The 24,219-nt window shown below is 64.7% G+C and carries 21 protein-coding genes; 9 read left to right on the top strand and 12 right to left on the bottom strand.

What is annotated here, in order from left to right; all coding sequences use genetic code 11:
- The first annotated feature begins 89 nt into the window (after positions 1-89).
- From glnX to EV580_RS27180, 3 genes are read left to right on the top strand one after another with little or no spacing between them, the layout of a single operon-like run.
- Positions 90-1,409, top strand: a complete 1,320-nt coding sequence (glnX, locus tag EV580_RS27190) for a protein kinase G-activating protein GlnX (protein ID WP_133695324.1) — start codon at positions 90-92, stop codon at positions 1,407-1,409.
- Positions 1,409-2,377 carry a glutamate ABC transporter substrate-binding protein gene (locus EV580_RS27185; RefSeq protein ID WP_183517086.1) on the top strand — a complete coding sequence of 323 codons (969 nt, stop codon included), beginning with the start codon at positions 1,409-1,411 and terminating at the stop codon, positions 2,375-2,377. The genes glnX and EV580_RS27185 overlap by 1 nt, the downstream gene beginning before the upstream one ends.
- Positions 2,377-4,632, top strand: a complete 2,256-nt coding sequence (locus EV580_RS27180) for a serine/threonine-protein kinase PknG (RefSeq protein WP_133695322.1) — start codon at positions 2,377-2,379, stop codon at positions 4,630-4,632. Before EV580_RS27185 ends, EV580_RS27180 begins: the two co-directional genes overlap by 1 nt.
- Here EV580_RS27180 and EV580_RS27175 read toward each other — a convergent pair.
- The 4 genes from EV580_RS27175 to EV580_RS27160 form a co-directional block, all read right to left on the bottom strand.
- Entirely contained in the window at positions 4,629-5,363 is a 735-nt protein-coding gene (locus tag EV580_RS27175) for a cytochrome c oxidase assembly protein (RefSeq protein ID WP_133695321.1), read from the bottom strand. The two genes, EV580_RS27180 and EV580_RS27175, sit on opposite strands and share 4 nt — an antisense overlap.
- Before the next feature lie 114 nt (positions 5,364-5,477).
- Positions 5,478-6,338: an endonuclease domain-containing protein gene (locus EV580_RS27170; protein WP_133695319.1), complete on the bottom strand. Its 861-nt coding sequence runs from the start codon at positions 6,336-6,338 to the stop codon at positions 5,478-5,480.
- A gap of 70 nt (positions 6,339-6,408) precedes the next feature.
- Positions 6,409-6,843 (bottom strand): SRPBCC family protein, encoded by a 435-nt coding sequence (locus tag EV580_RS27165; protein ID WP_133695317.1) that lies wholly within the window; start codon positions 6,841-6,843, stop codon positions 6,409-6,411.
- A complete protein-coding gene (locus tag EV580_RS27160) occupies positions 6,840-7,175 on the bottom strand; it encodes an ArsR/SmtB family transcription factor (RefSeq protein ID WP_133695315.1) in 336 nt (111 codons plus the stop codon). Before EV580_RS27160 ends, EV580_RS27165 begins: the two co-directional genes overlap by 4 nt.
- An 82-nt stretch (positions 7,176-7,257) precedes the next feature.
- On the opposite strand from EV580_RS27160, the gene EV580_RS27155 reads away from it, so the two are divergent.
- Positions 7,258-8,001 carry a DUF899 domain-containing protein gene (locus tag EV580_RS27155; protein WP_133695314.1) on the top strand — a complete coding sequence of 248 codons (744 nt, stop codon included), beginning with the start codon at positions 7,258-7,260 and terminating at the stop codon, positions 7,999-8,001.
- Here EV580_RS27155 and EV580_RS27150 read toward each other — a convergent pair.
- Positions 7,998-9,185, bottom strand: a complete 1,188-nt coding sequence (locus EV580_RS27150; RefSeq protein ID WP_133695312.1) for an acetate kinase — start codon at positions 9,183-9,185, stop codon at positions 7,998-8,000. The genes EV580_RS27155 and EV580_RS27150 overlap by 4 nt on opposite strands.
- Before the next feature lie 72 nt (positions 9,186-9,257).
- A complete protein-coding gene (locus tag EV580_RS27145) occupies positions 9,258-11,246 on the bottom strand; it encodes a hypothetical protein (RefSeq protein WP_133695310.1) in 1,989 nt (662 codons plus the stop codon).
- Positions 11,247-11,613: 367 nt separating this feature from the next.
- On the opposite strand from EV580_RS27145, the gene EV580_RS27140 reads away from it, so the two are divergent.
- The 5 genes from EV580_RS27140 to EV580_RS27120 all read left to right on the top strand — a co-directional run bounded on the left by EV580_RS27140 (position 11,614) and on the right by EV580_RS27120 (position 17,273).
- Positions 11,614-13,029: a tyrosine-protein kinase domain-containing protein gene (locus tag EV580_RS27140; RefSeq protein ID WP_133695963.1), complete on the top strand. Its 1,416-nt coding sequence runs from the start codon at positions 11,614-11,616 to the stop codon at positions 13,027-13,029.
- 206 nt (positions 13,030-13,235) lie between these two features.
- Positions 13,236-14,429: an O-antigen ligase family protein gene (locus EV580_RS27135; protein ID WP_286171878.1), complete on the top strand. Its 1,194-nt coding sequence runs from the start codon at positions 13,236-13,238 to the stop codon at positions 14,427-14,429.
- Positions 14,429-15,472, top strand: coding sequence for a glycosyltransferase family 4 protein (locus EV580_RS27130; protein ID WP_166654919.1), 1,044 nt, complete (start codon positions 14,429-14,431; stop codon positions 15,470-15,472). Before EV580_RS27135 ends, EV580_RS27130 begins: the two co-directional genes overlap by 1 nt.
- A 46-nt stretch (positions 15,473-15,518) precedes the next feature.
- Positions 15,519-16,100 carry a D-sedoheptulose 7-phosphate isomerase gene (locus EV580_RS27125; protein ID WP_133695307.1) on the top strand — a complete coding sequence of 194 codons (582 nt, stop codon included), beginning with the start codon at positions 15,519-15,521 and terminating at the stop codon, positions 16,098-16,100.
- A gap of 105 nt (positions 16,101-16,205) precedes the next feature.
- Positions 16,206-17,273, top strand: a complete 1,068-nt coding sequence (locus EV580_RS27120) for a GHMP family kinase ATP-binding protein (RefSeq protein ID WP_133695305.1) — start codon at positions 16,206-16,208, stop codon at positions 17,271-17,273.
- Positions 17,274-17,297: 24 nt separating this feature from the next.
- On the opposite strand, the gene EV580_RS27115 is transcribed toward EV580_RS27120, so the two are convergent.
- The 6 genes from EV580_RS27115 to EV580_RS27090 all read right to left on the bottom strand — a co-directional run bounded on the left by EV580_RS27115 (position 17,298) and on the right by EV580_RS27090 (position 24,140).
- Entirely contained in the window at positions 17,298-18,770 is a 1,473-nt protein-coding gene (locus EV580_RS27115; RefSeq protein WP_133695304.1) for a lipopolysaccharide biosynthesis protein, read from the bottom strand.
- Between the two features lie 95 nt (positions 18,771-18,865).
- The gene (locus EV580_RS27110) at positions 18,866-19,933 is read right to left on the bottom strand and encodes a cellulase family glycosylhydrolase (RefSeq protein ID WP_133695302.1); all 1,068 of its coding nucleotides are present in this window, start codon (positions 19,931-19,933) and stop codon (positions 18,866-18,868) included.
- 19 nt (positions 19,934-19,952) lie between these two features.
- Positions 19,953-20,855, bottom strand: a complete 903-nt coding sequence (locus EV580_RS27105) for a glycosyltransferase family 2 protein (RefSeq protein WP_133695301.1) — start codon at positions 20,853-20,855, stop codon at positions 19,953-19,955.
- A gap of 5 nt (positions 20,856-20,860) precedes the next feature.
- Positions 20,861-22,006, bottom strand: coding sequence for a glycosyltransferase family 4 protein (locus EV580_RS27100; RefSeq protein WP_133695299.1), 1,146 nt, complete (start codon positions 22,004-22,006; stop codon positions 20,861-20,863).
- A gap of 14 nt (positions 22,007-22,020) precedes the next feature.
- Positions 22,021-22,971, bottom strand: coding sequence for an NAD-dependent epimerase/dehydratase family protein (locus tag EV580_RS27095; RefSeq protein ID WP_133695298.1), 951 nt, complete (start codon positions 22,969-22,971; stop codon positions 22,021-22,023).
- Positions 22,972-23,003: 32 nt separating this feature from the next.
- Positions 23,004-24,140 (bottom strand): glycosyltransferase family 4 protein, encoded by a 1,137-nt coding sequence (locus EV580_RS27090; RefSeq protein WP_286171876.1) that lies wholly within the window; start codon positions 24,138-24,140, stop codon positions 23,004-23,006.
- Positions 24,141-24,219 lie beyond the last annotated feature (79 nt).

Genomic DNA, 24,219 nt, shown 5'->3' with positions numbered 1-24,219 from the left:
CCTCTTAGGATTGTCTCAGGAAGCATGTCGGGTATACCGGCACAGGGCAGCAAGGGATCTGAGACAACAGGGAATGAGGTCCGCGAGCGGTGACCGTTGAGTTGGCACACCCGTCGACTGAGCCGTTGGGGCAACGGACGCCGACCCTGCCCGCTCACCCCCGCTGGTGGTTCCTGCGCAGCACCCCGGGTCGCATCCTCACCCTCGGCCTGATCCTGGCGACGCTGGGGATCCTGTCCGCATTCGCCACCTCGACGACGATCACCAACCGGCAGACCCAGCTGACCACCGTCCTCAACCACACCGAGCCGCTGTCGTTCGCCGCCGGCCAGCTGTACACCACGCTGTCGGTGGCCGACGCCGCGGCGGCGACCGCGTTCATCGCCGGCTCCGAGCCGCGCGCCGTGCGACAGCGGTATGAGCAGGCGATCACCGACGCGGCCGTCGCGGTCACCCGGGCGTCCAGCGGGCTCACCGACGAGCCGCTGGTGCAGCTGCTGGGCCGGATCAACGCGCAGCTGGCGGTCTACACCGGGCTGATCGAGACGGCGCGCACCAACAACCGGATGGGCAACCCGGTCGGCTCGTCGTACCTGTCGGAGGCGTCGGCGCTGATGCAGCAGCAGATCCTGCCCGACGCGCAACGGCTCTACGAGGAGACCTCGGCCCGAGTCGACGCCGAGACCACGGCCTCCACCCGGATCCCGGCGCCGGTGATCGCGATCGTGGCGGTGACCCTGCTGTTCGGGGTGTTCGGCCATCGGTGGCTGGCCGACCGCACCAAACGCCGGATCAATGTGGGTCTGATCGCCGGCGGTCTGGCGATCGTCGTGATGGTCATCTGGGTGGGGTCGGCACTGCTGATCTCCACCGCGGGCAGCCGGGCGGCCAAGGACACCGCGGCCGAGTCACTGAAGACGGTGACTAACCTGGCGATCACCGCCCAGCAGGCTCGCGCCGACGAGACGCTGTCGCTGATCCGGCGGGGCGACGAAGACGTCCGGAAACGCTCCTACTACCAACGCGTTGAAGCCATGCACACTCAGCTCGCCGACTATCTGGCCCGCAACGACGCCATCGCCAAGAACGATCTGGCCAACGCCGACCAGCTGCTGACCAAGTGGCGGCAGGCCGATGAACGGATCAACGCCTACATCTCGGTCGGCAACTACCAGGCGGCCACCCAGGTGGCGCTGGGCACCGGCGAGGACGACTCGACGCCGGCGTTCGACAAGCTCGACGACGCGCTGTCCCTCGGTATCCGGGAGAGCCGCAACCAACTCCGCAACGACATCCTGTCCGCCAGGCGGGTGCTGTCGGGCACGACGGTCGGCGGTGTGGTGCTCTCGGTCGGCGCGGCGTTGGCGGTGGCGCTGGGGCTGTGGCCGCGGCTGAGCGAGTACCGCTGATGAAAATGCGCCGGATGCTGTGCCTCGTGATCGCCGCGGCGATCGCCCTTTCCGGTTGCGCCAAGACCGAATACCTGGGAACCCCACCGGTGCCGACCCTGGCACCGCCGACACCGGCCGGCATGCAGGAGCTGGCGCCCGAACCGCCGCAGCCGCCGGACCCGACCGAGAACAACTGCGATCGGACCGCCAGTCTCAAACCGTTCCCCACGAAGGCTGAGGCCGACGCGGCGGTGGCGGGCATCCGCGGTCGTGGGCGCCTGATCGTCGGCCTGGACGTCGGGAGCAACCTGTTCTCGTTCCGCGATCCGATCACCGGGGAGATCACCGGTTTCGACGTCGACATCGCCGGTGAGGTGGCTCGCGACATCTTCGGCACCCCCTCGGCCGTCGAATACCGGATCCTGTCCTCGGCCGACCGGATCACCGCGTTGCAGAACAACACCGTCGACATCGTGGTCAAGACCATGACGATCACCTGTGAGCGCCGCAAGCTGGTGAACTTCTCCACGGCGTATTTCACTGCCTATCAACGCATTCTGGCCCCGCGGGAGTCGGCCATCTCGCAGGCGTCCGATCTGTCCGGTCGGCGGGTGTGCGTGGCCAGCGGCACGACGTCCTTGGACCGGGTGCGCCAGATCGCCCCGCCGCCGATCATCGTGACGGTGGTCAGCTGGGCGGACTGCCTGGTGGCCCTACAGCAGCGTGAGGTCGACGCGATCAGCACCGACGACTCGATCCTGGCAGGCCTGGTGGCCCAGGATCCGTACTTGCACATCATCGGACCGAATATGGCCCAGGAGCCGTACGGCATCGGGATCAATCTGGCCAACACCGGTTTGGTGCGGTTCGTCAACGGCACGCTGGAACGCATCCGGCGCGACGGCACATGGAACACGTTGTACCGCAAATGGTTGACGGTGCTGGGGCCCGCGCCCGCTCCCCCGACACCGAGGTATCTGGACTGATGGAAACCCCGGATCAGCCAGAGGTCGACGTCGGCACCCAGCCGGCGAGTTTCGACGACCTCGCCGTCGATTCGATGTCGACGATGCGGCCGATGGCCACCCAGGCGATCTTCCGGCCCAACTTCGACGATGACGACGACGACTCGGTCGGCAGCGTGGGCACCGAGCCGGAAGCCATGCACCATCCGACCGTTGCCCGCAAGCTCTCGCCGACCCGGCGCCTGGGCGGCGGCCTGGTGGAGATTCCCCGGTTCCCGGAGATCGACCCGCTGACAGCGTTGATGGTCGATCCCGTTGTCGCGGAGTCGAAACGGTTCTGCTGGAACTGCGGACGCCCGGTGGGCCGCTCGACCAAGGATGGCGCGGCCGACTCCGAAGGGTGGTGCCCGCACTGCGGCAGCGCGTATTCGTTCGTGCCGCAACTGGTTCCCGGCGATATGGTCGCCGATCAGTACGAAATCAAGGGCTGCGTCGCGCACGGCGGCCTGGGCTGGGTGTACCTGGCCGTCGACCACAACGTCAACGAACGCCCGGTGGTGCTCAAGGGCCTGGTGCATTCCGGTGACGCCGAGGCGCAGGCGATCGCGATGGCCGAGCGCCAGTTCCTCGCCGAGGTCGTCCACCCGTCGATCGTGAAGATCTTCAACTTCGTCGAGCATCCCGACAAGCACGGTGAGCCGGTCGGCTACATCGTGATGGAGTACGTCGGCGGTAAGTCGCTGAAAATGCCCAAGGGCGAGAAGCTTCCGGTGTCGGAGGCGATCGCCTACGTGCTGGAGATCCTGCCCGCGCTGGGCTATCTGCATTCGATCGGCCTGTGCTACAACGACCTCAAACCCGAGAACGTGATGGTCACCGAGGAACAGCTCAAGCTGATCGACCTCGGCGCGGTATCGCGGATCAACTCGTTCGGCTACCTCTACGGCACACCCGGCTACCAGGCGCCTGAGATCGTGCGTACCGGCCCGACCGTCGCCAGTGATATCTACACGGTCGGCCGCACGCTGGCCGCGTTGACACTGGATCTGCGAACGCGCAAGGGCCGCTATGTCGATGGCCTGCCCGACGACGATCCGGTGCTGCTGAAATACGATTCGTTCGCCAGGCTGCTGCGCCGGGCCATCGATCCCGATCCGCGTCGCCGGTTCGCCAGCGCCGAGGAGATGTCCGGGCAACTGCTGGGTGTGCTGCGCGAGGTGGTCGCCGAGGACACCGGAGTCCCGCGGCCTGGTCTGTCGAACGTGTTCACCCGCACCCGCGCGGCGTTCGGCGTGGAATTGCTGGTGGCCCACACCGATGTCTACCTCGACGGGCTGGCCCATGCCGAGAAACTGACGGCCGCCGAAATCGTTACCGCACTTCCGGTTCCGCTCGTGGATCCCACCGATATCGCCGCAACCGTACTCTCGTCAACGGTGCTCTCGCAGCCCGTCCAGACGCTGGACTCGCTGCGCGCGGCCCGGCACGGCGTACTGGATGCCGAGGGCGTCGATCTTGCCGAATCGATCGAACTTCCCCTGATGGAGGTGCGGGCACTGCTCGACCTCGGCGACGTCGCCAAGGCGAACCGCAAGCTCGACGACCTGGCCGAGCGGGTGGGGTGGCGCTGGCGGCTGATCTGGTTCAAGGCCGTCTCCGAGGTGTTGACCGGTGACTACGAGTCGGCGACAAAGCATTTCACCGAGGTCCTGGACATCTTCCCGGGTGAGCTGGCGCCGAAGCTGGCCTTGGCGGCCACCGCCGAGCTGGCCGCAACGTCCGACGAGCTGCCGTTCTATCGGACGGTGTGGCACACCGACAACAACTCGATTTCAGCCGCCTTCGGCCTGGCCCGGGCGCAGTCGGTCGAAGGCGACCGCGAGGACGCGGTGAACACACTCGACGAAGTCCCGGCTTCGTCACGGCATTTCACCACCGCGCGGTTGACCAGTGCGGTGACGCTGCTGTCCGGGCGGTCGGCGCACGAGCTCACCGAAGAGCAGATCCGCGATGCCGCGCACCGGGTGGAGGCACTGCCCGACTCCGAGCCGCGGGTATTGCAGATCCGTGCGCTGGTCCTGGGCACCGCGATGGACTGGATGTCCGAGAACTCGGCAAGCACGAACCACATCCTCGGTTTCCCGTTCACCGAACACGGTCTGCGCCTTGGTGTCGAAGCCTCGTTGCGCAGCCTGGCCCGGGTGGCCACCAGCCAGGCGCACCGCTATGCGCTGGTCGACATGGCGAACAACGTGCGGCCCACGAGCACGTTCTAATGCTGGAAACGATCGCGCAATTGCGGATCGTTCTCCCACCACAGCGTCGACGCGGGGCTCTCGTCCAACGCGGTGTCGACCTCGACTGCTCGTCGGCGTTCGTGCGAACCGAGCCTGCGCATGAGAACCACGAGGAATGGGATGCTCAGCACGTCCCCGGCGATCCACAGGATGCCCGCACCGATGGACTGGTCAATCCGCGCACTCGGTCCCCAATTGCGTTGTAGTGCAGTGTAATAGTCAGCGGCGACGAGCGGTCCCAGCCACAGGACGATACCGAGCAGGCCGTCAGCCAGGGACTCGACAACGCTGATCCCGATGGATACCAGCGGGGAAAAGCGCTGCGGTACCGGATCGGCCTGCAGGCGAGCGTAGAAATAGCCGAAACCGATGAACACGAGAAGCCCCTGCGTCACGACGGCCAGCGGTCCGGTCATCGAGGCGACGTACCAGGGTGTCAGGTACAGCAGCCAGGGAGTGGCCAGCATGGCGATGGACGTCACGAGTGGCGAGCAGGCGATCCGCAGGAATCTCGAGTCCAGTTGCGACTCCCCCACGCCCAACACGGTCAGCGGCCGGCTCAGGGCCAGCAGGAACGGCACGACCTGCAACAGCAGCAGCACCTGCAGCGCGCGAACCCAGAACAGCACGGGCGCGTAGGTGCCCACGGCGCTGAAGGTCGCCACTGCCCACACCGCGATGGCCGACACGAAGCACGTCCCGCGAACCACGGCTGCCGACCGTACGCCGACTAGCTTGGGATCGACTGTGCGCTCACGGCGTCGACTGTGCGCTCAGGGCGACGTTCGGCCGAGAATCCCGCCCTGGACGCACACTCGAAACCCTCAGCGCACAGTCAGTTCTCGCTTGGCGATCGCGCGCCGTGCCCGAAGCAGGATGTCTTTGGGATGGTCCTCAGCGACCACTCGGACCATCAGCCAGCCCAGCTCTTCGACCAGGTCCTTGCGGCGCGCATCTCGCACATACTGTCGCCTGTCCGTGCGGTGATGGTCACCGTCGTATTCGACACCGACCATCAATTCCGGCCAGCCCATATCCAGATAGGCGACAACCGTGCCGTCCTCGGCGTACACCGGTACCTGGGTTGTCGGTCGCGGCAGCCCGCCCCGAATCAGAACCAGTCTCAAGTACGACTCCTGCGGGGACTCTGCGCCTCGGTCGATCAGGTCAAGTGCTGATTCCAGCTGGCGCAGCCCACGCGCACCGGGATGGCGGGCGGCCACCGCCGCAACCTCCTCGGCGCGCAGCTTGGTCGCTCGCGCCAGCGCATCGAGCCGAGCGACACCGGATGACAACCTGCCGCGCCGCCCAATGTCAAAGCCTGTCCTGGCTGGGGTCGTCACCCGTCGACCGTCGAGCAGTTGCACCTCGTCGTCATGCAGCAGCGACCGCCGGGTCACGACTCCAGAGGGTGGTCGTGCATTGTGGTGGATCAGCTCAACGGGCGTGTCGTCCGAAATCCATTTCGTGCCATGCACCGCCGCGGCAGAGAGCCCAGCGATGGTGGCCTCGCGATGCGACCACAACCACGCGGCGGCAATTCGCTCGCACAGTGAGATCTCAGTCTTTCTGTCCACGTATACGTCAGGAAACAGCGCACGGAATCGAGTTCGCAGCTGATGGCGATTCAGCAGCCCACATGCCAGAGCTTCGCTCCCGATAAAGGGCTGGTTGCCATCCCACACGGGTGCAGGTTGCCATGCGACCCGGCACCGTGCCTTCGGCTATCCACAGGATCGACGGTGACTCCCGGCGTCAGCGCTCCAGTTTCTCGGCGAGCTGGCCGAACGTGACGATCCAGCCGGTGTGGAACGATTCGAATTCGCTTGGCGGCAGCAGGGAATGCTCGATCGACATCAACGTCTCGTCGGCGCCGACAGCCTCGAACGTCACGGTGACGACACTGGCCTGTGTCGGATCTTCCCAGTTGGAGTTGCTCCACGTGAACCGGAGCAGGTGTGGGCGCTCGATGGTCAGGAACTGCCCGCTGATGAGCACCCGCGCGCCCGAGTCGTCGACGTCGAAGCGCACCGTGCCCCCGACGCGGGCGTCGACGCTGACATCGACGACGCGCACCGGGTGCGGACACATCCACTCCTGCAGCGCCTCCGGATCAAGCCACTCGTCGAACACGTCCTCCGGTATGGCCGGCATGACCCGCTCGACGACGACGGTCACGGTCTCGCTCATCGGCCCTGCCCTTTCTTTCGGCGCAGGCGCGCCGCCAGTGCATCGGCGCGCGCCGACCAGAACCGGGTCTGCTCGTCGATCCAATGTTGTGCTGCGCTAAGCCCTTCCGGCCGCAGGGACACCCAGTGTTCGCGGCCGCGCACCTCGCGCTGGATCAGTCCGGCCGATTCCAGCACGCCGATGTGGCGCGAGACCCCGGCGAACGTCATCGGCAACGGCGCCGCGAGGTCGGTGATCCGAGCGTCGCCGCCCCGCAGCGCCTCGATCAGGTGCCGCCGGGTCGGATCGGCCAGTGCGGCGTACGCACGGTCCAGAACCTGATCTTCAACCATCTTGTTGACTATAGACCCGCAGCCGTGGTTCTCTGGAGGAAGATATTCAACGTATTTGTTTAATGTTTACGAGGGAGCACCGATGAAGACACCTGACATCGTCTCGGCACAGGACTGGGACGCCGCCCGCCAACATCTCCTCGTCAAGGAGAAGGAGCTGACCCGAGCGCGCGACGCGCTGGCCGCGCAGCGACGGCGAATGCCCTGGACACCGGTCGACAAGACGTACGAGTTCGACGGGCCCGACGGCACCGTGAGCCTGCTCGACCTGTTCGACGGCCGCCGCCAGTTGATCGTCTACCGCGCCTTTCTGGATCCCGGCGTCCACGGCTGGCCCGACCACGGTTGTGTCGGATGTTCGTTGATGGCCGACCACATCGGCAACCTCGCGCACCTGAACGCCCGCGACACCACTCTGGTCTACACATCGCGCGGACCCCAGACCGACGTCGCGCGCATCAAGGCCGCCATGGGCTGGGACATCCCGTGGTTCACAATGCTGCCCGGTCCCGACAACGCCTTCGACGTCGACTTCGGCGTCGACCAATGGCACGGCACCAATGCCTTCATTCGTGACGGCGACCAGATCTACCGTACCTACTTCATCGACAGCCGCGGTGACGAGATCTTCGTCAACACATGGCATTTCCTCGACATGACCGCCTTGGGCCGCCAGGAGACCTGGGAGGATTCGCCGCAGGGCTACCCGCAGAGCAAGCCTTACGAGTGGTGGAGCTGGCACGACAACTACCCCGAGCACATTCCGTCGCGCTGGTTCGGCGATCCCGACCCCGACGACCCAGGAGACCCCCGCCCGCCGCGCTAGATCACCGTCATGCAGGCCTGGGCGATCGCCAATTCCTCGTTCGTCGGGATCACCAGGACCGTGGTCGGTGACTTGTCGGCCGAAATCCGTCGCGCACCCCGGGCCGGACTTTCGTTGAGATGCTCGTCGAGCTCGATCCCCAACGGCGCCAGCCCGGTCAGCGCATCGCGGCGCACACGCGCGTCGTTCTCACCCACACCGGCGGTGAACGTCACCACATCGGTGTGCCCGAGGACAGCCAGATACGCGCCGACGTACTTGCGCAGCCGATGGATATACACGTCGTAGGCCAATTGCGCTGCCTCGTCGCCGGATTCGATCCGCTGATGCACGACCCGGAAGTCGATCTCGCCACCGAGCCCGTACATACCGGCGTGTCGATTGAGCATCGTCTCGATCTCCTCGACACCCATTCCGGCCGTGCGCCACAGGTACACCAGGACGCCGGGATCGATGTCCCCGGAGCGGGTTCCCATGACCAGCCCCTCCATCGGTGTGAGGCCCATCGAGGTGTCGACCGGCCGGCCGCCCGCGATCGCCGACGCCGACGCTCCGTTGCCCAGGTGCAGGACGATCTGGTTGAGCGATTCGATCGGAGCATCGAGGAACTGCGCGGCGTGCTGGCTGACGTACTGATGCGAGGTGCCGTGGAAGCCGTAGCGGCGAATCTGCCAGCGCTGCGCCAACTCCCGGTCCATCGCATACGTGGCCGAGGCGGCGGGCAGGTCGTGAAAGAACGCGGTGTCGAACACCGCGACGTGTGGCAGATCCGGCAGCACCCGGCGGGCGACTTCGATACCCAGCACCGCGGGCGGGTTGTGCAGCGGTGCCAGCGGGGCGAGCTCCTCCAGCTTGGCGATCACCGCGTCGTCGATGACGGTGGGGCGATAGAGATCCTGGCCCCCGTGCACCACCCGGTGACCGACGGCGACCAGCCCTAGGCTGTCCAGCGCCTGGCCGGCCTCGGCGAACAAATCGAATGCCGTCCGCAGCGCGGCCTCGTGGTCGCCGACAGGGCCGTCGCGGCGAATCTCATTGTTGCCCAGCACCAGTGTCGCGGTGGAGGTCTGCTCACCGATCCGCTCGACAATCCCGTGGGCCAGCGACGCCCCAGTATCGGGTTGCACCAGTTGGTATTTCAGCGACGACGAACCAGAGTTGAGCACCAGGACGGTATCGGTCATCCCCTAAGCTTCCCCTATCCGCGCCGGGCCGTGACCGTTGCCAGCCAAACGTTAACCTGCGCGACGCGCGTTTCAGGCACCCGGGTCTGACGGTGCCTGCGATGCGGCGGCGGCGTTGCGGCGCCGACCCGACCGCAGGGTCGCCGCGACAATCGCGATCGCCGCGAGCACACCCACCCCGATGCCGACGAAGACCAGCGGGCTCGTCTTGTGCGGCGGCGCCGGTTGAAAGGTGTCGGCCTCGGCGCGCACGGCGACGTTGGTCGGCACGCCATCGGCACCGGCGGCCAGGACGTCTCCGGTCAACTCCGCCCACCCGTTCTTGAGGCCCGCCAGGTAGCTGAACAGCGGGTCGACCAGGTTCCACCCGGTGGTCGTGGTGACGAGCACAACCGCACGGTTTCGGGGGCGGTCGGCAAAGGCCTGAATCGACCCGATCCCCCCGTCGACGTTGAGGCCGAGCTCGCTGGGCAGTCGGACAGTCACCCCCGCGCCGTCGCCCCCGACCGGCGGGTTCAGCGAGGTTTGCCGTATCGCCATGGCGTTGGCCACGATCAATGCGCCGGTTGCGGCGTCGGCGGCGGTCTTCACGTCCACGACCTGAGGTGTCAGCTGGCGGCTGGTGAGGCTCGCGATCTCGGCGACGATCTGGGCGGCATAAGACAGCTGGTTGGGCCCACTGCCGTCAAGGGCGACCATGAAACCTGGACTGAACTCCGATGGCAGAGCGGTGAATCCATCGAGCGGGGGCCCACCCCGGTGGATGGTCAACGTCGAACGTGGATCGACCTGGAAGGTGAGGGGGGCCAGCAGCGGTCCGCACACCTGGACCGGGGTATAGGTGAGGGTGAAGTCCAGGTTGATTCCCTGGCCGAAGTCGGGGCGCTCCAAGTCGAAGGTCGTGTCGAGGCGACCACTGCCGTCCAGCAACGCCCGGTAGACGACGACGCCTTTGGAGCGAATCACCACGGCTCCCCGGTCATCCTTGGCGACGGGCGTGTAGTCGGCGAGCAGGTGCACCTGGACGCTGTCGATGCGGCCGGCACTCAGCGCTGACCGGTCGACACCGACCGACATGGTGCCGGTCCGCAGGACATCGGTCTTCCCGGCCATTTTCAACTGGCTGAACGTCAGCGTGTCTCCGCCGCGGGTCTCAGTGGCGCCTGCCTGGTCGACCCGCGCAGTGGGAGACTGCACCAGCGACTGCATCTGGGTGACGAGCAACGAAATCTGAGCTGTCAGCGAGTCACCACGGCCCGAAATCCGAAGGTAGGCAGCCGGACTGCTCGGGTTCACCACGGTGTAGCCCACCGGTCCGGCCTCGACCACGATCGCCCGCTCCATAGACGGCGCCGGTGGCGGTATCGCGCCACGCGGCTGGGTGAGGACCGAGATCGCCAGCGGTTGGGGTTGATAGAGCCGCGCCAACGTGGATACCAACGTCAGCACCGCCTGCTTCTCAGCCGTGTCGGCGTCGGTCGGTGCGTAGATCGTGAACCGCTTCACCACCGACGGGAAGAAACTCGCCACCGACGTCACCGCGGGTTCGACCCCCGCGAACACCGTCACCAGATTGTTCAGCGTCAGTTGCTGAGTGGCGCAGACCTCGTCGGCACGTTCGATCGGATGGAAGGCAAACGACAAGTCGACTGACGAGGGCCCTCGCCGCGCTGCCGAGATATCGATGTCGAACGGTGTCACGAGCCGATCGGGCCCGGCGGCAGGCACATAAACCGCACCGAGGAACGTGCCGTCGCCACCATCGACCTCGACGTAGCCGGGGCTGACATTCATGGGCACCTCGATCGACCCCTGCACCCGCGCGGCTGTCAGCCCGGCGGGCACCGGCACGGTGACACCCATGTTGGCGTTGGGTCCCAGAACCAGAGAAGGGTTCAATCCGAGGGCAGTCCATGGCAACGGCAACGCCGTTACTGCCGGATCGGCGGGTTGATCGGGAGCAGCACCCGCCGGACCCGTAGCAGGCCCGGCGAGAAGGGTGGGCAGGGCCAGCAAAATGGCGGAAAGAATGGTGCGCAGGGCGTTCCGAAAGAAGATCATGATTGGCCACCAACGAAACTACCGGCACTCGAACCGCGGCGTCGCAGCAAAATCGTTGAGAAAACTGAACTGACCGGATGCACGCTGTCTACTTTCGGTGTTCGAGTCTCGCAAGACTAACAGGCGCGGCACGTTACCGGTCGGCACATCGGATCATGCGTGTTCTTCATCGATGGACGGCGACGTTCGCTGGTCGCATGCCCGACACAGGAAGATCTCCGTCGGGCAACACATGTGAGGTGCCAAGTGCGCAAACGGCACGACCCCCACTGCGGGATGTCAAACTACCTTGTGAGAGAGCGCCAAGAAGGTAGGCGCTTATCGGACGTCCGGCGTGCGAGTGGAAGTTACGCTGGCCGTACCGGCGATGGAGGGGTCGCAATTGACTAGTCAGGACTTGACGCAGATCTTGCGGTCCCGCTGGAAGATCATTTGCGGGACAATCGCCGTCACAATTCTTGCCGCGGTGGCATATCTGCTCCTGGTCACTCCCCAATACGAAGCCTCGACGCGCCTGTTTGTCGGGGCGACGGCAGACGGCAATGCCACCCAGGCAAACGACGGCGGGTTGTTTGCGCAGCGCCGCGTGGTCTCCTACACAAAGCTTCTGGCTAGCGAAATCCTCGCGCAGCGCACGATCGACAAACTCAACCTCGATATGACCCCGGCGCAACTGCAGCAGAAGATCACCGCCAGCGCCCCGGCGGACACGGTCCTGATCGATGTCTCGGTGCTGGATCCATCGCCAACGCGGGCGCGCGATATCGCCAACACACTGTCCGACGAATTCACCGTCATGGTCGCCAATCTGGAGACGCCCTCGGGAGGACTTCGGCCAAACGCCCAGGTAATAGTTCAGCAACGCGCAGAGGAGCCCGCTACTCCGGCAACTCCGAGGAAAAAGCGGATTCTCGGCATTGCCGGGGCATTGGGGCTCGTGATCGGCGTCGTCCTGGCGGTGATCCGCGACCGTCTCGATCGCAGCGTGAGGAAACTGACGGAGGTCGAAAAGGCGACCGGCGTCGGCGTCATCGGCTCGATCCCCTTTCGGCCTGAACGCCAACAGCAACCGGTGATTGCGTTCGCGAACGATCGCTCCGTTGTTGCCGAGGCTTTCCGAGCGTTGCGGATCAACCTGCAGTCTTTGGAGATCGCGAACACGTCGCGGATCGTCGTGATGGCGAGCCCCATGCCCGATGAAGGCCGGACGACAACAGCGATCAATCTTGCGTTGGCGCTGGCAGAAGCGGACCAGAATGTGATCGTCGTCGACGGCGATCTTCGACATCCTGAGGTCGCCTCGTACCTCGACATCGATCAGCAGATCGGCTTCAGCACGGTGGTGTCCGGCGGGGCGCCATTGAGCGAAGCACTGCAGGCCTCTCGTTTTCCGCGATTGACCGTGCTGCCCGCTGGCGCCCCGCCCGACAATCCGACGGAATTACTCGGGTCTCAGGCCGCCAGAGAAGTTCTGACCGAATTGGCCACGACGTTCGACTACGTCATCGTCGATTCGCCGCCGATGCTGGTCACAGACGCGGCGATCCTGGCCGGAGATTCTCAAGGGGTGTTGCTCGTCGCCCGGTTCGGTCAGACGACGCGCACGCAGCTTGCCCACGCAGCAGAGGCCCTCAGCCGGGCCGGGGCACCCTTGCTCGGCGCCGTGGTGACGATGGCCCCAACCAAGAAGCCGAACTCCGTTGAGACGAGGTATTACAGTGCCCCGCAGCAGAATTCGAGCTCACCAAGCCGTCGGGGTCGCCGCCGCTCGCAACAGAAGTGATCTAGGTCGGCAGAGTCATGGCGCGAAACCAATCGGCAGACAACGGAACACAAGCCGCCTTCATAGCCGCGCCACCGAGATCGGCGGGCGGTAATCCCAGGCCTTCGCCGACTGGTCCGAATGCGCTGGGAACTTTTCTGTCGGCGCCCGTCCGTGGGATCGACGCCGCGGCATCGGGCCTTCGAGCCGGCAACCGTGCGTATGTCGTGTTGCTGGCGACCGCGATGAGTCTCGTGGTGATACCCGAAGTCATCAACCACCTGATCCTCAAGCACACACCCGATCTCGAAATCGAACGAGCCTTGATCTCCGCGGAGGCCCCCATCGCGGGTCTTTCCCGATGGGCCTTCTCGGGCCTGTTACTTGTCGTGGCAGGTGTGATCGCATTCATGCCCGGCCATCCGAACCGGGACATCACCTGGTTGGGCCTGTTGTTGCTGGCACTGAATCTGCCGTATGTCATCGGGCCAGAACCGGTGTTGCCACCGGACTTGATAAAAATCGTGCTGGCCAACGTTGTGCTGGTGGCGATTTGGAACACCGGGGCACGGGTAGCCGAACTGAAGTGGATTCCGATCCTGGTGACGTGCGTCGGCGTGTACTCCATCATCGGTGGGCTGCTTATCCCCGAATACATGATGTACAACCTGGTGTCGCGGAAATCCCTGGTTGCCGGTTGGGAATTGGCCGGCCCGTTTGGTCAGAGCAACGCCCTCGGGATGTATTGCGGGGTCGCATTTTCCTTGGTTCCGCTCATACCTGGGACCAGGTGGCGGGTGATCTGCGCGTCGATCCTGTTCACGACGATTGTTCTGTCAGCCACCAGAACCGCGGTTACCGCTTCGGCGGTTGTCATGCTGTGGTGGACACTGTGCTGGCTGCGCACGATGGTTTCGGTCCGGCTCGCGGGCACCGTGCTTGCGAGCCTTGCCCTTTCGGCCGCACTTGTTGTTCCACTGTTGGATCTGAGCCCAGAAACGTTCACCGGACGTGCGTTCATCTGGTCGCAAGCCCTGGATTTCTGGCAGCATTCCCCGTTCGTCGGTTCGGGTTTCAACTGGTTCTTGGCCTACGGCCAGTCGGCGGCGGAGCTCGTGATCTGGGCAGGCCCGGGCACCGGTCACAACATTCTCATCGATACGCTCGTGAAGTCAGGCTTGGCCGGGGTGGCCGCATTGCTGCCGATCTGGATCGGTGCGATCGTCGCCGTTCGCGCGATACGCCTCCGCAATGAGCAGATCGCCGTTTTCGGCTATCTCATAGCATTTTTCGTCATCGCAACAACCGAAGCCGTGTGGGACCTCTGGCCCAATATGCAGCAGTTCCCGACCAGCGGTCTGATCTTCGCGACACTACTCATGGCTCGAGACAGAGACAGAGCCACGGAAGGGCAGACATGATGGCGAAACGTTCCGGCTCCGCTCGCGTGCTGTACTCCGGGTTCCACTATCTCCACCTCAATCCCGGCTCGGGGTACGACCAGGTCGTCGCTGATCCCCGCGACTATGTGAGCGGGGAGAACCTGCCCTTCGCGGATCGTCTCGAATCCACCCGACCGCGGCACCTGAACTTCCTCTTGCTGGACCTGCTCACCATCGTGCGGGGCCTCCGCTACGACGCGGTGCACTACTTCCACCCGGAGGCGACGGCGTACGTGTCGCCCTGGATACTTCGCCTGCTCGGGAAGCGCATCGTCTACACGGTCCATCTCGACGACACTCAGTGGTTCGGACCGACGCGCAGCACGCACCACCGCATCAAGCAGTTCTCGCTGGGCGCCGCGCATGTCGTCGTGGCCTTGAGCAGCCAGCAGCGCGAGGTCTTCAGCCGGCTGCTTCCCAACGCGGAAGTGGAATTCGTACCTCACGGGTTCACCTTCACCCAAGACGGTGAGCCTTCTGTCGAGCTCTTCGAAAAGCGCTCCCGGGAGCCGCGGCGTCTGATCGTCGTCGGTGCCAACTACCGCGACTTCGATATGGTGGAACAGATTGCGGCGCAACGCGGTTCGCGTTCAGTCCAGATCAGCCTCGTCGGCATGGACGAGGCGACTCGCGATCGCTTCGCCGAACACACCGGCGTGGTGTGCCACCCGCGACTCGACGCGCAGAGCTACAACACCCTGATGCGGGAGTCGTTCGCCCTGCTACTCCCGTTGACGTTTGCAACCGCGAACAATGCGCTGCTGGAGGCCTACAACTGCTATCTACCCGCGCTCTTGAGCCGTATCGACGGTGTGACGGACTACGTCGCCGACGGCGATCGCTTGTTGTTCTCATCGCCAGAGGAGTTCTGGTCGAAATACGATGCGCTCGCAGCGCTCGGTCCCGAGGAGTTGCGTGCCTACAGCATCGCCCTGCACGATGCGGCACGGGATCGTTTTTCGTGGCCGACGGTTCGCGTCGACCTCGCCAAACTCTACGCAACGCCACCGCCGAGACCGTAGTCTGGTTGGGCCATTGGCATTCGGGGGTGTCGGCGAAGGGGTCAGCATGAGGACCGTCGAGGAGATTTTCTCAGACACGATCGCGGTCAAAACGCGGATCGTCAGCGACGCAGTGTTGCTGGAAACCGCTCGGGCGGTAGGGGATCACCTGATTGTCGGCTACCGGGCCGGAGCCCGGGTCTTCATGTGCGGGAACGGTGGCAGCGCGGCGGACGCCCAGCACTTCGCAGCCGAGCTGACCGGCCATTTCATCTTCGATCGACCACCACTCGGCGCTGAGGCGCTCCATGCCAATTCCTCCCACATGACAGCGGTCGCAAACGACTACGACTACGACACAGTCTTTGCCCGGGCCCTCGAGGCCTCCGCCCGCCCGGGTGACACACTCGTGGCGATCAGCACCTCTGGCAATTCCGCAAACGTCATTCGGGCCGCGACCACAGCCAAGCAGTTGGGGGTCGCGGTGGTGGCCATGACCGGCGAGTCCGGTGGTCAGCTCGCGGGGCTCGCAGATTTCTTGATCAATGTGCCATCCCGAGACACAGGCCGGATCCAGGAATCCCATATCGTCTTCATCCACGCCATATCCGAGCATGTCGAATACGCGCTCTTCGCTCCCCAGACGTAGCGAGCGGGACCCTGGCGCCTTTCGCGGACGGTTGCCGCGGAGCGCGCGGCCTGGGCGTCGTGGGTCCTTGTCGACAGAGATGGCTGAGCCGAGGGGAGATCCCGTATGACATGCCTGCGTGGACGGGCACCGTTGCGCCTGGGTCTGGGCGGCGGCGGCACAGACGTAGATCCGTATTCGACCGAATTCGGTGGGCGCATTCTCAATGCCACCATCGACAAGTACGCGTATGCGTTCGCCGAGCGAAAAGCCGGAAAGACAGTGGCATTTCGTTCCCCCGATCGGTCGCGGGCCGGCGAAGCCCACATCGACGATCTCCCCTCGCTCGAGGCGGCCTTTCCGCTGCATGTCGCTGTCTACCGGCGAGTGGTCTCAGACTTCAACGGCGGCGTACCGTTTGCGCTCGACCTTGCGACACAGGTCGACGCACCCCCGGGTTCTGGACTGGGCTCATCGTCGGCGCTCGTGGTCGCCATGCTGATCACCACATGCGAACTGATCGGCGTATCGCCTGGACCGTACGAGCTGGCCCGCACGGCGTGGGAGATCGAACGCGTCGATCTCGGCATGGCAGGCGGCTGGCAGGATCACTACGCCGCGGCGTTCGGTGGCTTCAACTTCATGGAATGCCATCGCAGCGGCGACGTGATCGTCAACCCGCTTCGCATACGTCGTGAGGTGATAGCGGAACTGGAGGCGTCGCTGCTTCTGTATTTCGGTGGAGTATCACGGTTGTCCTCAGAGGTCATTGCCGAACAGCAGCGGCACGTGGTGGAACGCGACGAGGATGCCCTGGCGGCGACTCACACCATTCGGGCAGAAGCACTTGAGATGAAAGACCTTCTCGTGGTGGGCGATATGCCCGGCTTCGCAGACTCTCTGCTTCGGGGCTGGGAAGCAAAGAAACGGCTCGCCTCGCGAATCTCCAACCCGGAGATCGAACGGGCATATCAGGTGGCGGCATCTCACGGCATGGTGGCCGGCAAGGTCTCAGGCGCCGGCGGTGGTGGCTTCCTGATGATGATCGTCGACCCTCGCCGGCGTATCGAAGTTGCCGAGAACCTGGAGCGTGAGTGCGGAGGGGCAATCACCCCTTGCCTTTTCACCAAGGGCGGGGCGACCACCTGGAGAATGCCAGCGCCGAAGATCGGACAGACAATCGGAGCCGAATAGAGCAGCGCCTCGCGATCGCTTCGATCAAACTTTGCGCTTCCGAACATTCCCCAGAACTGCGAGAAACTCCCGCATTTCGCTACGAAAGTTCGGTACGAGCAGCAGCCCGGCGACCACCGCCAACGATGAGACCGTCGTAGCTGTCAACACCCAGATCGCGTGCCAGCCAACGCGAGTCAACACCTCGCTGACGACCAGTCCGATTGCCACCACCGGAATCAAGTAGACGAGGCGTTTCAGCGACGGCAGCAGAAATTCTCGCGCGGGGAATCCGAGCCTGGGCAACCCGATCGTGGTCGACACGAGCCAGTTCAGCACCAGGCTAAGGGCATAGAGCGAGGCGACCCACTCCGCTCCCCTGGTGTTGAAGATGAAATACATCGCCGTTATCGGCACCCAGACCGACGCATCAAGAGCCCACAGAAATCCCAGCCGCCCCTTGTGCGTGAACAACCAGTAGTTCACATATCCGAAGATCTGAAAGATTCCGCCAACGGCGAGAATCTGAGCGAGTTGCCCTGACGGGCGCCACACCGGCCCGAACATGATCTCGATGAGGTCAGCCCCACCGACGATGATGAAGACCAGGAACGGCAAGAGTGCGTAGGCCATCGCCAGCTGGACCCGCTTGGCCGCGGCGACCAGTGGTGGTCCGGAGTCCACACGCGACAGGATCGGCACCATCACCCGCGTGAGCGGCCCGGCCAATTGGACGAGGGGAAACGCCACGAGCTGGAACGCCCGCGAGTACAACCCGACAGCCGCAGCGCCGAGCGCGTGGCCGACCGCCGTTGGGGCCGCGTAAACGGCTGCGTAGTTCGTCACGTCGATGCCCAGCGATGTCGCACCCAGTGTCACGTGTTCCTTGACCCCACGCAGACTCGGCCGCGAACGCGGCATATAGCGCGACAGCACCACCAACAACATGACGAGGGCGACGGCGGCCGTGCCCTGCTGGATCACCACCGCCCAGTATCCGGCACCCCGTATCGCGGCTATGCACGCCGCGACCAAGGCCACACCCTGCGCGATGGTGTCGACGGATGCCAACGCCCCGAACTTGAGCGTGCGCGCCAATTCCGCCCGAAACTGCGGCGCCAGACCGGCGATACAGATCGAGGCCGCCAGCCATCGGGTCACCTCTTCGAGCCGCGGCTCACTGTAGAAGTCGGCGATCAACGGCGCCGCGAGCCACACCAAGCCCGCCGTCACGACAGCCATCACCACACTGATGTAGAACAGGCTGTCGCGGATCGCCCGCTCAAGGTTCGCGTCCCGCATGATGGCCAGTGAAAGACCGAAATCGCTCAACACGGAGGTCACCCCGATGATCGAGGTGACCATGGCGACCAACCCGAAATCGGCCGGACTGAGCAAGCGGGCCAGCAGGATCAGGCCGATCAACTGAATCACGGTGCGCGCTACCTGACCGAGCATGACGGCGGCCCCGCCGCGGACAGCCGTTCCCTGTAGGGAACCGCTATCGGGAGACGTCACGGCCCGATTCTAGCCAGTTGAGAACACGGAGCCGCCCGTTTGGGACTGAATTGAACCGGCCCGATTCTCGCCTGATGCGCCGGACGTTTCACGCCCTATGCACCGCCGTGGGAAGCGGCTTCCAACAACGCCTCAGCTGCCGGCTTGGGATCGAGATTCTTGCGGAAGACACCGAAATTGTCTTGATCGTAATTGGGATCGGTTCCACCGTCGACCAATTCGTAGTAGATCAGCGGTCCGGCCCAATCCCACTGAGCCAGCTCTTGACGGGCAAGTATCAGGGCGCGGGCCTGCGCATCTTCAGAGACCGCGTTCGCACTGGTGCCTGTCGGAGCACCGTACTCGGTGATCCAGATCTTCTTTGCACCGTCACCGTGTTTGACCATGATCTCGTGCATGGTGGGCAGACTCTTGAAGCCGCCGACCATCCGCTGCTTCTTGGCCATCGGCAACGCCGGAAAGGTGTAGGGGTGGGCGGCAATCGCATCGGCCAATTGCGCTGTCCCGTTGGCGTAGAGCTGTTCGAGGTAGTCGAGCGGAGACTCCTCGTTCTCTGATGACTGGTACTTCGGGGACAAGCCACCGATCAACACCGTGGCGTTCGGGTCGGCCTCTCGTACTGCCGGCACAATGGCTTTGAACAATCTGCCGTACTCGTCGGCATCGGGTTTTGGCGGCCAGAATTGGCGAACGTTGGGTTCGTTCCATATCTCCCAGTTGTGAACCCCTCGCGGTGCGTAGCGCTCGACAGCGACCCGGGCGAAGTTCGCATAGCTGGTCAAGTCCACCGGGCGCGCATAGTTGCTCTCGGCGCTGTCGCCGGCATCGGCCGAGCGCGCCCACTTGGGCGTGGACGAGAACACACAGAGAACCTTCATGCCTCTGGCGTTGGCTTCCTGCACAATCCTGTCGGGATAGCCCCAATCCAGTTCGCCCTGTTGGCTTTCCATCCACGCCCAGGCCAGATCCACTCGGACCCACGTAACATGCATGGCCGCCATCAGTTCGAATTGCCGCACGATATTGGCCGCGTCCGCGTCGCGCGGGTGCACCGTCATCCCGATCGGGACCCGGCTCGCCGGCGACTCCGACTGGCAGGAAAGGACCGTGCACGCGATCAGCACGAGCGCCAGCACCCGCGCGAGGACCCTCCATCGCGTCATCGATGAGCTCCGGGACTGATCATCGCAAGATGGCCCGATTGTCCTGATCGCCGGGAACGACTCTGCCGAAGATGCCCTCGGCGCGACCGACCGTGAGTGCCAGACCGTCTCGGAGCTGGAACTTGTCGGGGTTTCTCAGTGGCATCAGAGCGGCACCGACGATGTGTCGGAACCGCTGCCACGCAGGGTATTTCCACCGCCGGTACAGATAGCCGGTGCCGCGCCCGTAGCACCTGTTCTTGCGGCGGCGTTCCTTCGGGGTCAGATGGGCGAACTCGGTTTGGGCACGCACAGCGATGTCGTCGACCCATGCGATCGCAAAGCCGTCCTGCTCCGACATCCGGAACAACAGATCGGTACCCTCACCGGCCTGCCAAGGTGTGCCGGCGCCGGATCCGATTCCCGGGTCAAATCCCCCGGCCCGCAGGAAATCCCGCCGCCTGAACAAGGTGGCGGGTTCGATCGGACCCCAGATGTTGCGTCGGTCCACCGGGGTGCCCTTCGGCGGCAGCACGTTTCTGGGACCTTCTCGATCGACCAGCTGTACCGCACAAACGGCGACCTCGGGTGCCAGGTGCGGTGCGACCCGTTGCAGAAAGTCGGAGTCAATTCGGCTGGTGTCGTTGGGAAACCAGAGCCAGTCGACGTCATCGCCGAACGTCCCGGCCGCCGCGTTACGCCCGTTGGAGATCCCGCGCGGGCTGACGACCGTGGTGATTGTCAGCTTGTCGGCGAACGCGTCGACCAGCGCCTCCAGATCGCCCGCGGCGGCGGCATCGTGGTGGGCGATCGCCACCGCGTGCGGCCGTTGTGATTGGTTGGCCAGGTCATCGAGCAGACCGCGCAGCGCATCCCATCGCCCGACAGTGGTGATGGCGACACCGACCCTCGGAGCCGCCGGATTCGCCACACTGTCGTTCACCTGCGCTACCTTAGCCCACCGCGTGATTTCGCCAGCTCAGCGCATATCGCCTCGGCCGTGGCGGGCAACGAGATCCGCGACTGCCGTTGCGTCACGTGAGCGAAACCCCGCTCCGCCAATGCGGTTCGGGCTTCGGCATCGCCGCAGTAGGTGCGCAGCAGCCCGGCCAACTCGCGGGGATCCCGAGGATCGAAGTAGTCAGCCCCGTCTCCACAGGTTTCTTCCAGCGCGGGAATGCGCGACGACAGAACCGCCGTGTGCGACGCCATTGCCTCCAGCGGTGGCAGTCCGACGCCTTCGTGCAGTGATGGCATGACCAACAGGTCGGCTCCGGCGACCAGCGAGCGCAGCGCGGAGAAGTCAAGTCGGCCGCTGATGACGATGCGGTCCGGGCGCCTCGAGGCCAGCGCGTCGACACGGCTGTCGACCGTCTTCACCACCTCCCCTCCCCCGGCGATCACCAGCTTGTGCGGGATCGAATCGGCGACCTGCTCGAACGCCTCGAGCAGAACCGTCAGATTCTTGTGCCACTTCGTGTTGCCGACGTAGACGATGTAGGGACTCTGCACCGGCGAGAGGCTCGGATCGACTGGCTCAAACCAGATTTCGTCGAGTCCGAGCGGGGTGACCAGCACCCGCGCCGACGGCCGTGCGGCGAGCAGAGTCTTCGCCGTCGCGTGCGACGGCGTGAAGATCTTCGTGGCGCGCCGAGCATCCAGGGTCAACATGGTGCGGGCATACATCCGCTTGGGCAGCGGCTGGTCGTTGATCTCGCGCGGCATGATGTGCAGAGTGTCGTGGACGGTGACAAAACTGCGCACACCCCGGTTCGCCGGTGCCAGCAGCGACACCGGGAACGGGTAGTGCGGCACCCACATGGCCCGGGGCCGAGTGGCACTCAGTGCGTTCGCCCACGCCTTCTGCTCCTGCATCGAATACATCGGCGCATCCTGGGGGTGGGACAGCACAACCCGCGTGCGTTCATCCACCGCCGGCCGGCTGGCCTGGTTGGCCAGGACGGCAAGGGCGAGTCCGTGTTCGGCGAAAACGTCCTGAAGGCAGGGCAACTGGGTGACGATGTAGGTACCGATCCCGCTCTGATTGATGTGTCGTACATCAAACAGCAAGTCGACTTCGGTGCCGTCCTCCATCGGTTACGTGCCTCCTACTTCAGTCGGCCGCGCAGGTCGGGCAGCGAGTCGCGGCTGGCCCACGCACGCTCCAGACTGGACTCGAGGCTGTACTGAGGGGTCCAGCCGAACTTGTCCCCGATGCGACTGATGTCAGCGCCCAGGAACGGGCGATCGACCGCTCTCATCCGATCCGGACTCTGCCGCACCTCGAACTTCAGCCCGAGCACCGTCTGCAGCCGTTCGAGAATCTCATCGACCGAATACTGGTCACCACTGGACAAATTCACGGTTTCGCATTCGCCGGGCCCGGGCCCGTCACCCAGAGCCGCAGCGGCGAAGCCACCCGCGGCGTCGACGACGTCGATGTAATCGCGCTTGGGCCAAGTGTTTCCGACCTCGAGGACGTCGGAGCCATTGCGGAGCTGATCCATGAGCGCAGGCAACAGGTGTGGGTTCGTCTCGCCAGGGCCGATCACGTTGAACAGCCGGACATTGACGCCCGTGAGCTGCCTGCTGGTGGCCAGGGATCGCACGTAGGCCTCGCCATGCAGTTTGGTGAAGCCGTAGATATCGGCGGGCTCGACAACCGACGTCAACTCCTGGTGCGGCGCCTCGTCGGGCTTGTACACCGCCCCACTGCTCGCGAAGACGAACCGGGTACCCGGGGCGCACGCGGCCAGCATGTTGACGGTGCCGGTGACGTTGGTGGCCACCGCATTTGCCGGATCCTTGTCGCACTCCGGGATGTAGTGAATCGCGGCGAGGTGCACGACGACGTCGGGCGCGAAACCGCCGACCACCTCGGCGACGGCACCGGCATCGCGGATGTCGGTGCGGCTGAACTGAAATCCGTCGGGCCGCTCCAACCAATCGGGCATGCCGTAGCGCAACATGTCGACCACCAACAGCTCGGATTGATCGCGAAGGATGCCGACCAACTCCTTGCCGACGAAGCCGGCGCCACCCGTTACCAGAACTCGCATGCGCTTTCCTTCCCGATCTGCCGATTCGGCCGTCAGTGGGCGATCACTTCACGTACCCGCTCCTCGAGCGTGCGTGCGATATCCGACCAGTCCAGTGTCTGGGCGGCGGCGAGTCCTGCGCGCGAATAGCCATCCCACTCGGCTTCCACGGCCAGCAGTGCGTCGGCGAATTCGGCGGGCTCTGTTCCGCAGACGATGCCCGAGCTGTATTGAGACACGATGGCCGTCGAGCCATTCTCGGGGAAGCGACCGGTGACCACGGGCAGACCGCTGGCCATTGCCTCGGTGATCACCCGCGGGAATCCTTCACGCTTGCTCGGCATGCCCAGAATCGAGGCTTGCGAGAGCAGTTCGATCTTCTTCTCTTCGGTGACCGACCCCAGCACGTGGATGCGGTCGGCGACCGGCGACTGGCGGGCGTAGGCCTCGACATCGCTTCGTGCCGGCCCGTCGCCGCCGATCGTCAGATCACCGGTCAGGCCGCGCGCGGCCGCCAAACCGAACGCGTCGATGAGTAGTTCGAGATTCTTGTGTGGCGCCACCCGTCCGACGGCCAGCACCCCGGAACGTTCGCTGCGCGGCTTCGACCGGTACCGCTCGAGCTGGATTCCGCTCGGCAAGACCAACGTCGGGCGCCCTGACGCATCCAGAATTCCCTGCGCGACCGATGCACTGATGGCGAAGCTGGAACTGACCGTCCGCGGAAGTGTCGCCTGCAGTGCGCGCAGGAGTGGATCTTCACGGATCTCACACCAGTGCAAGCCACTACGCTTACGGACCCGATTCGGCAACGCCGCCACATGCATGAGGGGCCACTGGTTCAGCAGATAGAAGTCGTGGCGTCCGCTCTTGGCAACTTTGCGTATCCCGGCGCTGTACTTCGCGATGTCGGACCAGTCGCGCCGCAGCGCCTTGATCCTGGGGTTCTTGTAGTGCCCACCGTTGGGATTCCGATGGACCTGCACACCGTTGATCGTCTCGTTGGCGGAAAGTCCCGGTTCGTGCCCGATGCAATAAATGTCGACCGCGTGCCCCCGCCGGACCAGCGTCTCGCCCAGCTCGAGAAAGAAGATTTCCTGCCCGCCGATACTCGGCAGACACAGCTCGGTGAAGAAGGCAAACCGCAGCGATGGGGAGCCATCACCGCCTGGGCGGCTACTCGTCGTCACGCTGACCCCCACCCTTGATCCCCACCCATCCAGGACGAAAGGCCATGCTATCGGGACTGGCCACACTACGTGCGCGAAA

This window comes from Mycobacterium sp. BK086 (genome assembly GCA_004362315.1).
Taxonomy (GTDB): Bacteria; Actinomycetota; Actinomycetes; order Mycobacteriales; family Mycobacteriaceae; genus Mycobacterium.
The sequence above is the reverse complement of the archived record's forward strand: the minus strand, read 5'-3'. Positions and strand labels throughout refer to the sequence as shown.

Excerpts from the sequence above, each read along its gene's own strand:
- EV580_RS27185 (WP_183517086.1), top strand. The coding sequence starts at position 1,409 with ATGAAAATGCGCCGGATGCTGTGCCTCGTGATCGCCGCGGCGATCGCC.
- EV580_RS27180 (WP_133695322.1), top strand. The coding sequence starts at position 2,377 with ATGGAAACCCCGGATCAGCCAGAGGTCGACGTCGGCACCCAGCCGGCG.
- EV580_RS27165 (WP_133695317.1), bottom strand. The coding sequence starts at position 6,843 with ATGAGCGAGACCGTGACCGTCGTCGTCGAGCGGGTCATGCCGGCCATA.
- EV580_RS27160 (WP_133695315.1), bottom strand. The coding sequence starts at position 7,175 with ATGGTTGAAGATCAGGTTCTGGACCGTGCGTACGCCGCACTGGCCGAT.
- EV580_RS27155 (WP_133695314.1), top strand. The coding sequence starts at position 7,258 with ATGAAGACACCTGACATCGTCTCGGCACAGGACTGGGACGCCGCCCGC.
- EV580_RS27150 (WP_133695312.1), bottom strand. The coding sequence starts at position 9,185 with ATGACCGATACCGTCCTGGTGCTCAACTCTGGTTCGTCGTCGCTGAAA.
- EV580_RS27145 (WP_133695310.1), bottom strand. The coding sequence starts at position 11,246 with ATGATCTTCTTTCGGAACGCCCTGCGCACCATTCTTTCCGCCATTTTG.
- EV580_RS27140 (WP_133695963.1), top strand. The coding sequence starts at position 11,614 with ATGGAGGGGTCGCAATTGACTAGTCAGGACTTGACGCAGATCTTGCGG.
- EV580_RS27130 (WP_166654919.1), top strand. The coding sequence starts at position 14,429 with ATGGCGAAACGTTCCGGCTCCGCTCGCGTGCTGTACTCCGGGTTCCAC.
- EV580_RS27125 (WP_133695307.1), top strand. The coding sequence starts at position 15,519 with ATGAGGACCGTCGAGGAGATTTTCTCAGACACGATCGCGGTCAAAACG.
- EV580_RS27120 (WP_133695305.1), top strand. The coding sequence starts at position 16,206 with ATGACATGCCTGCGTGGACGGGCACCGTTGCGCCTGGGTCTGGGCGGC.
- EV580_RS27110 (WP_133695302.1), bottom strand. The coding sequence starts at position 19,933 with ATGACGCGATGGAGGGTCCTCGCGCGGGTGCTGGCGCTCGTGCTGATC.
- EV580_RS27100 (WP_133695299.1), bottom strand. The coding sequence starts at position 22,006 with ATGGAGGACGGCACCGAAGTCGACTTGCTGTTTGATGTACGACACATC.
- EV580_RS27095 (WP_133695298.1), bottom strand. The coding sequence starts at position 22,971 with ATGCGAGTTCTGGTAACGGGTGGCGCCGGCTTCGTCGGCAAGGAGTTG.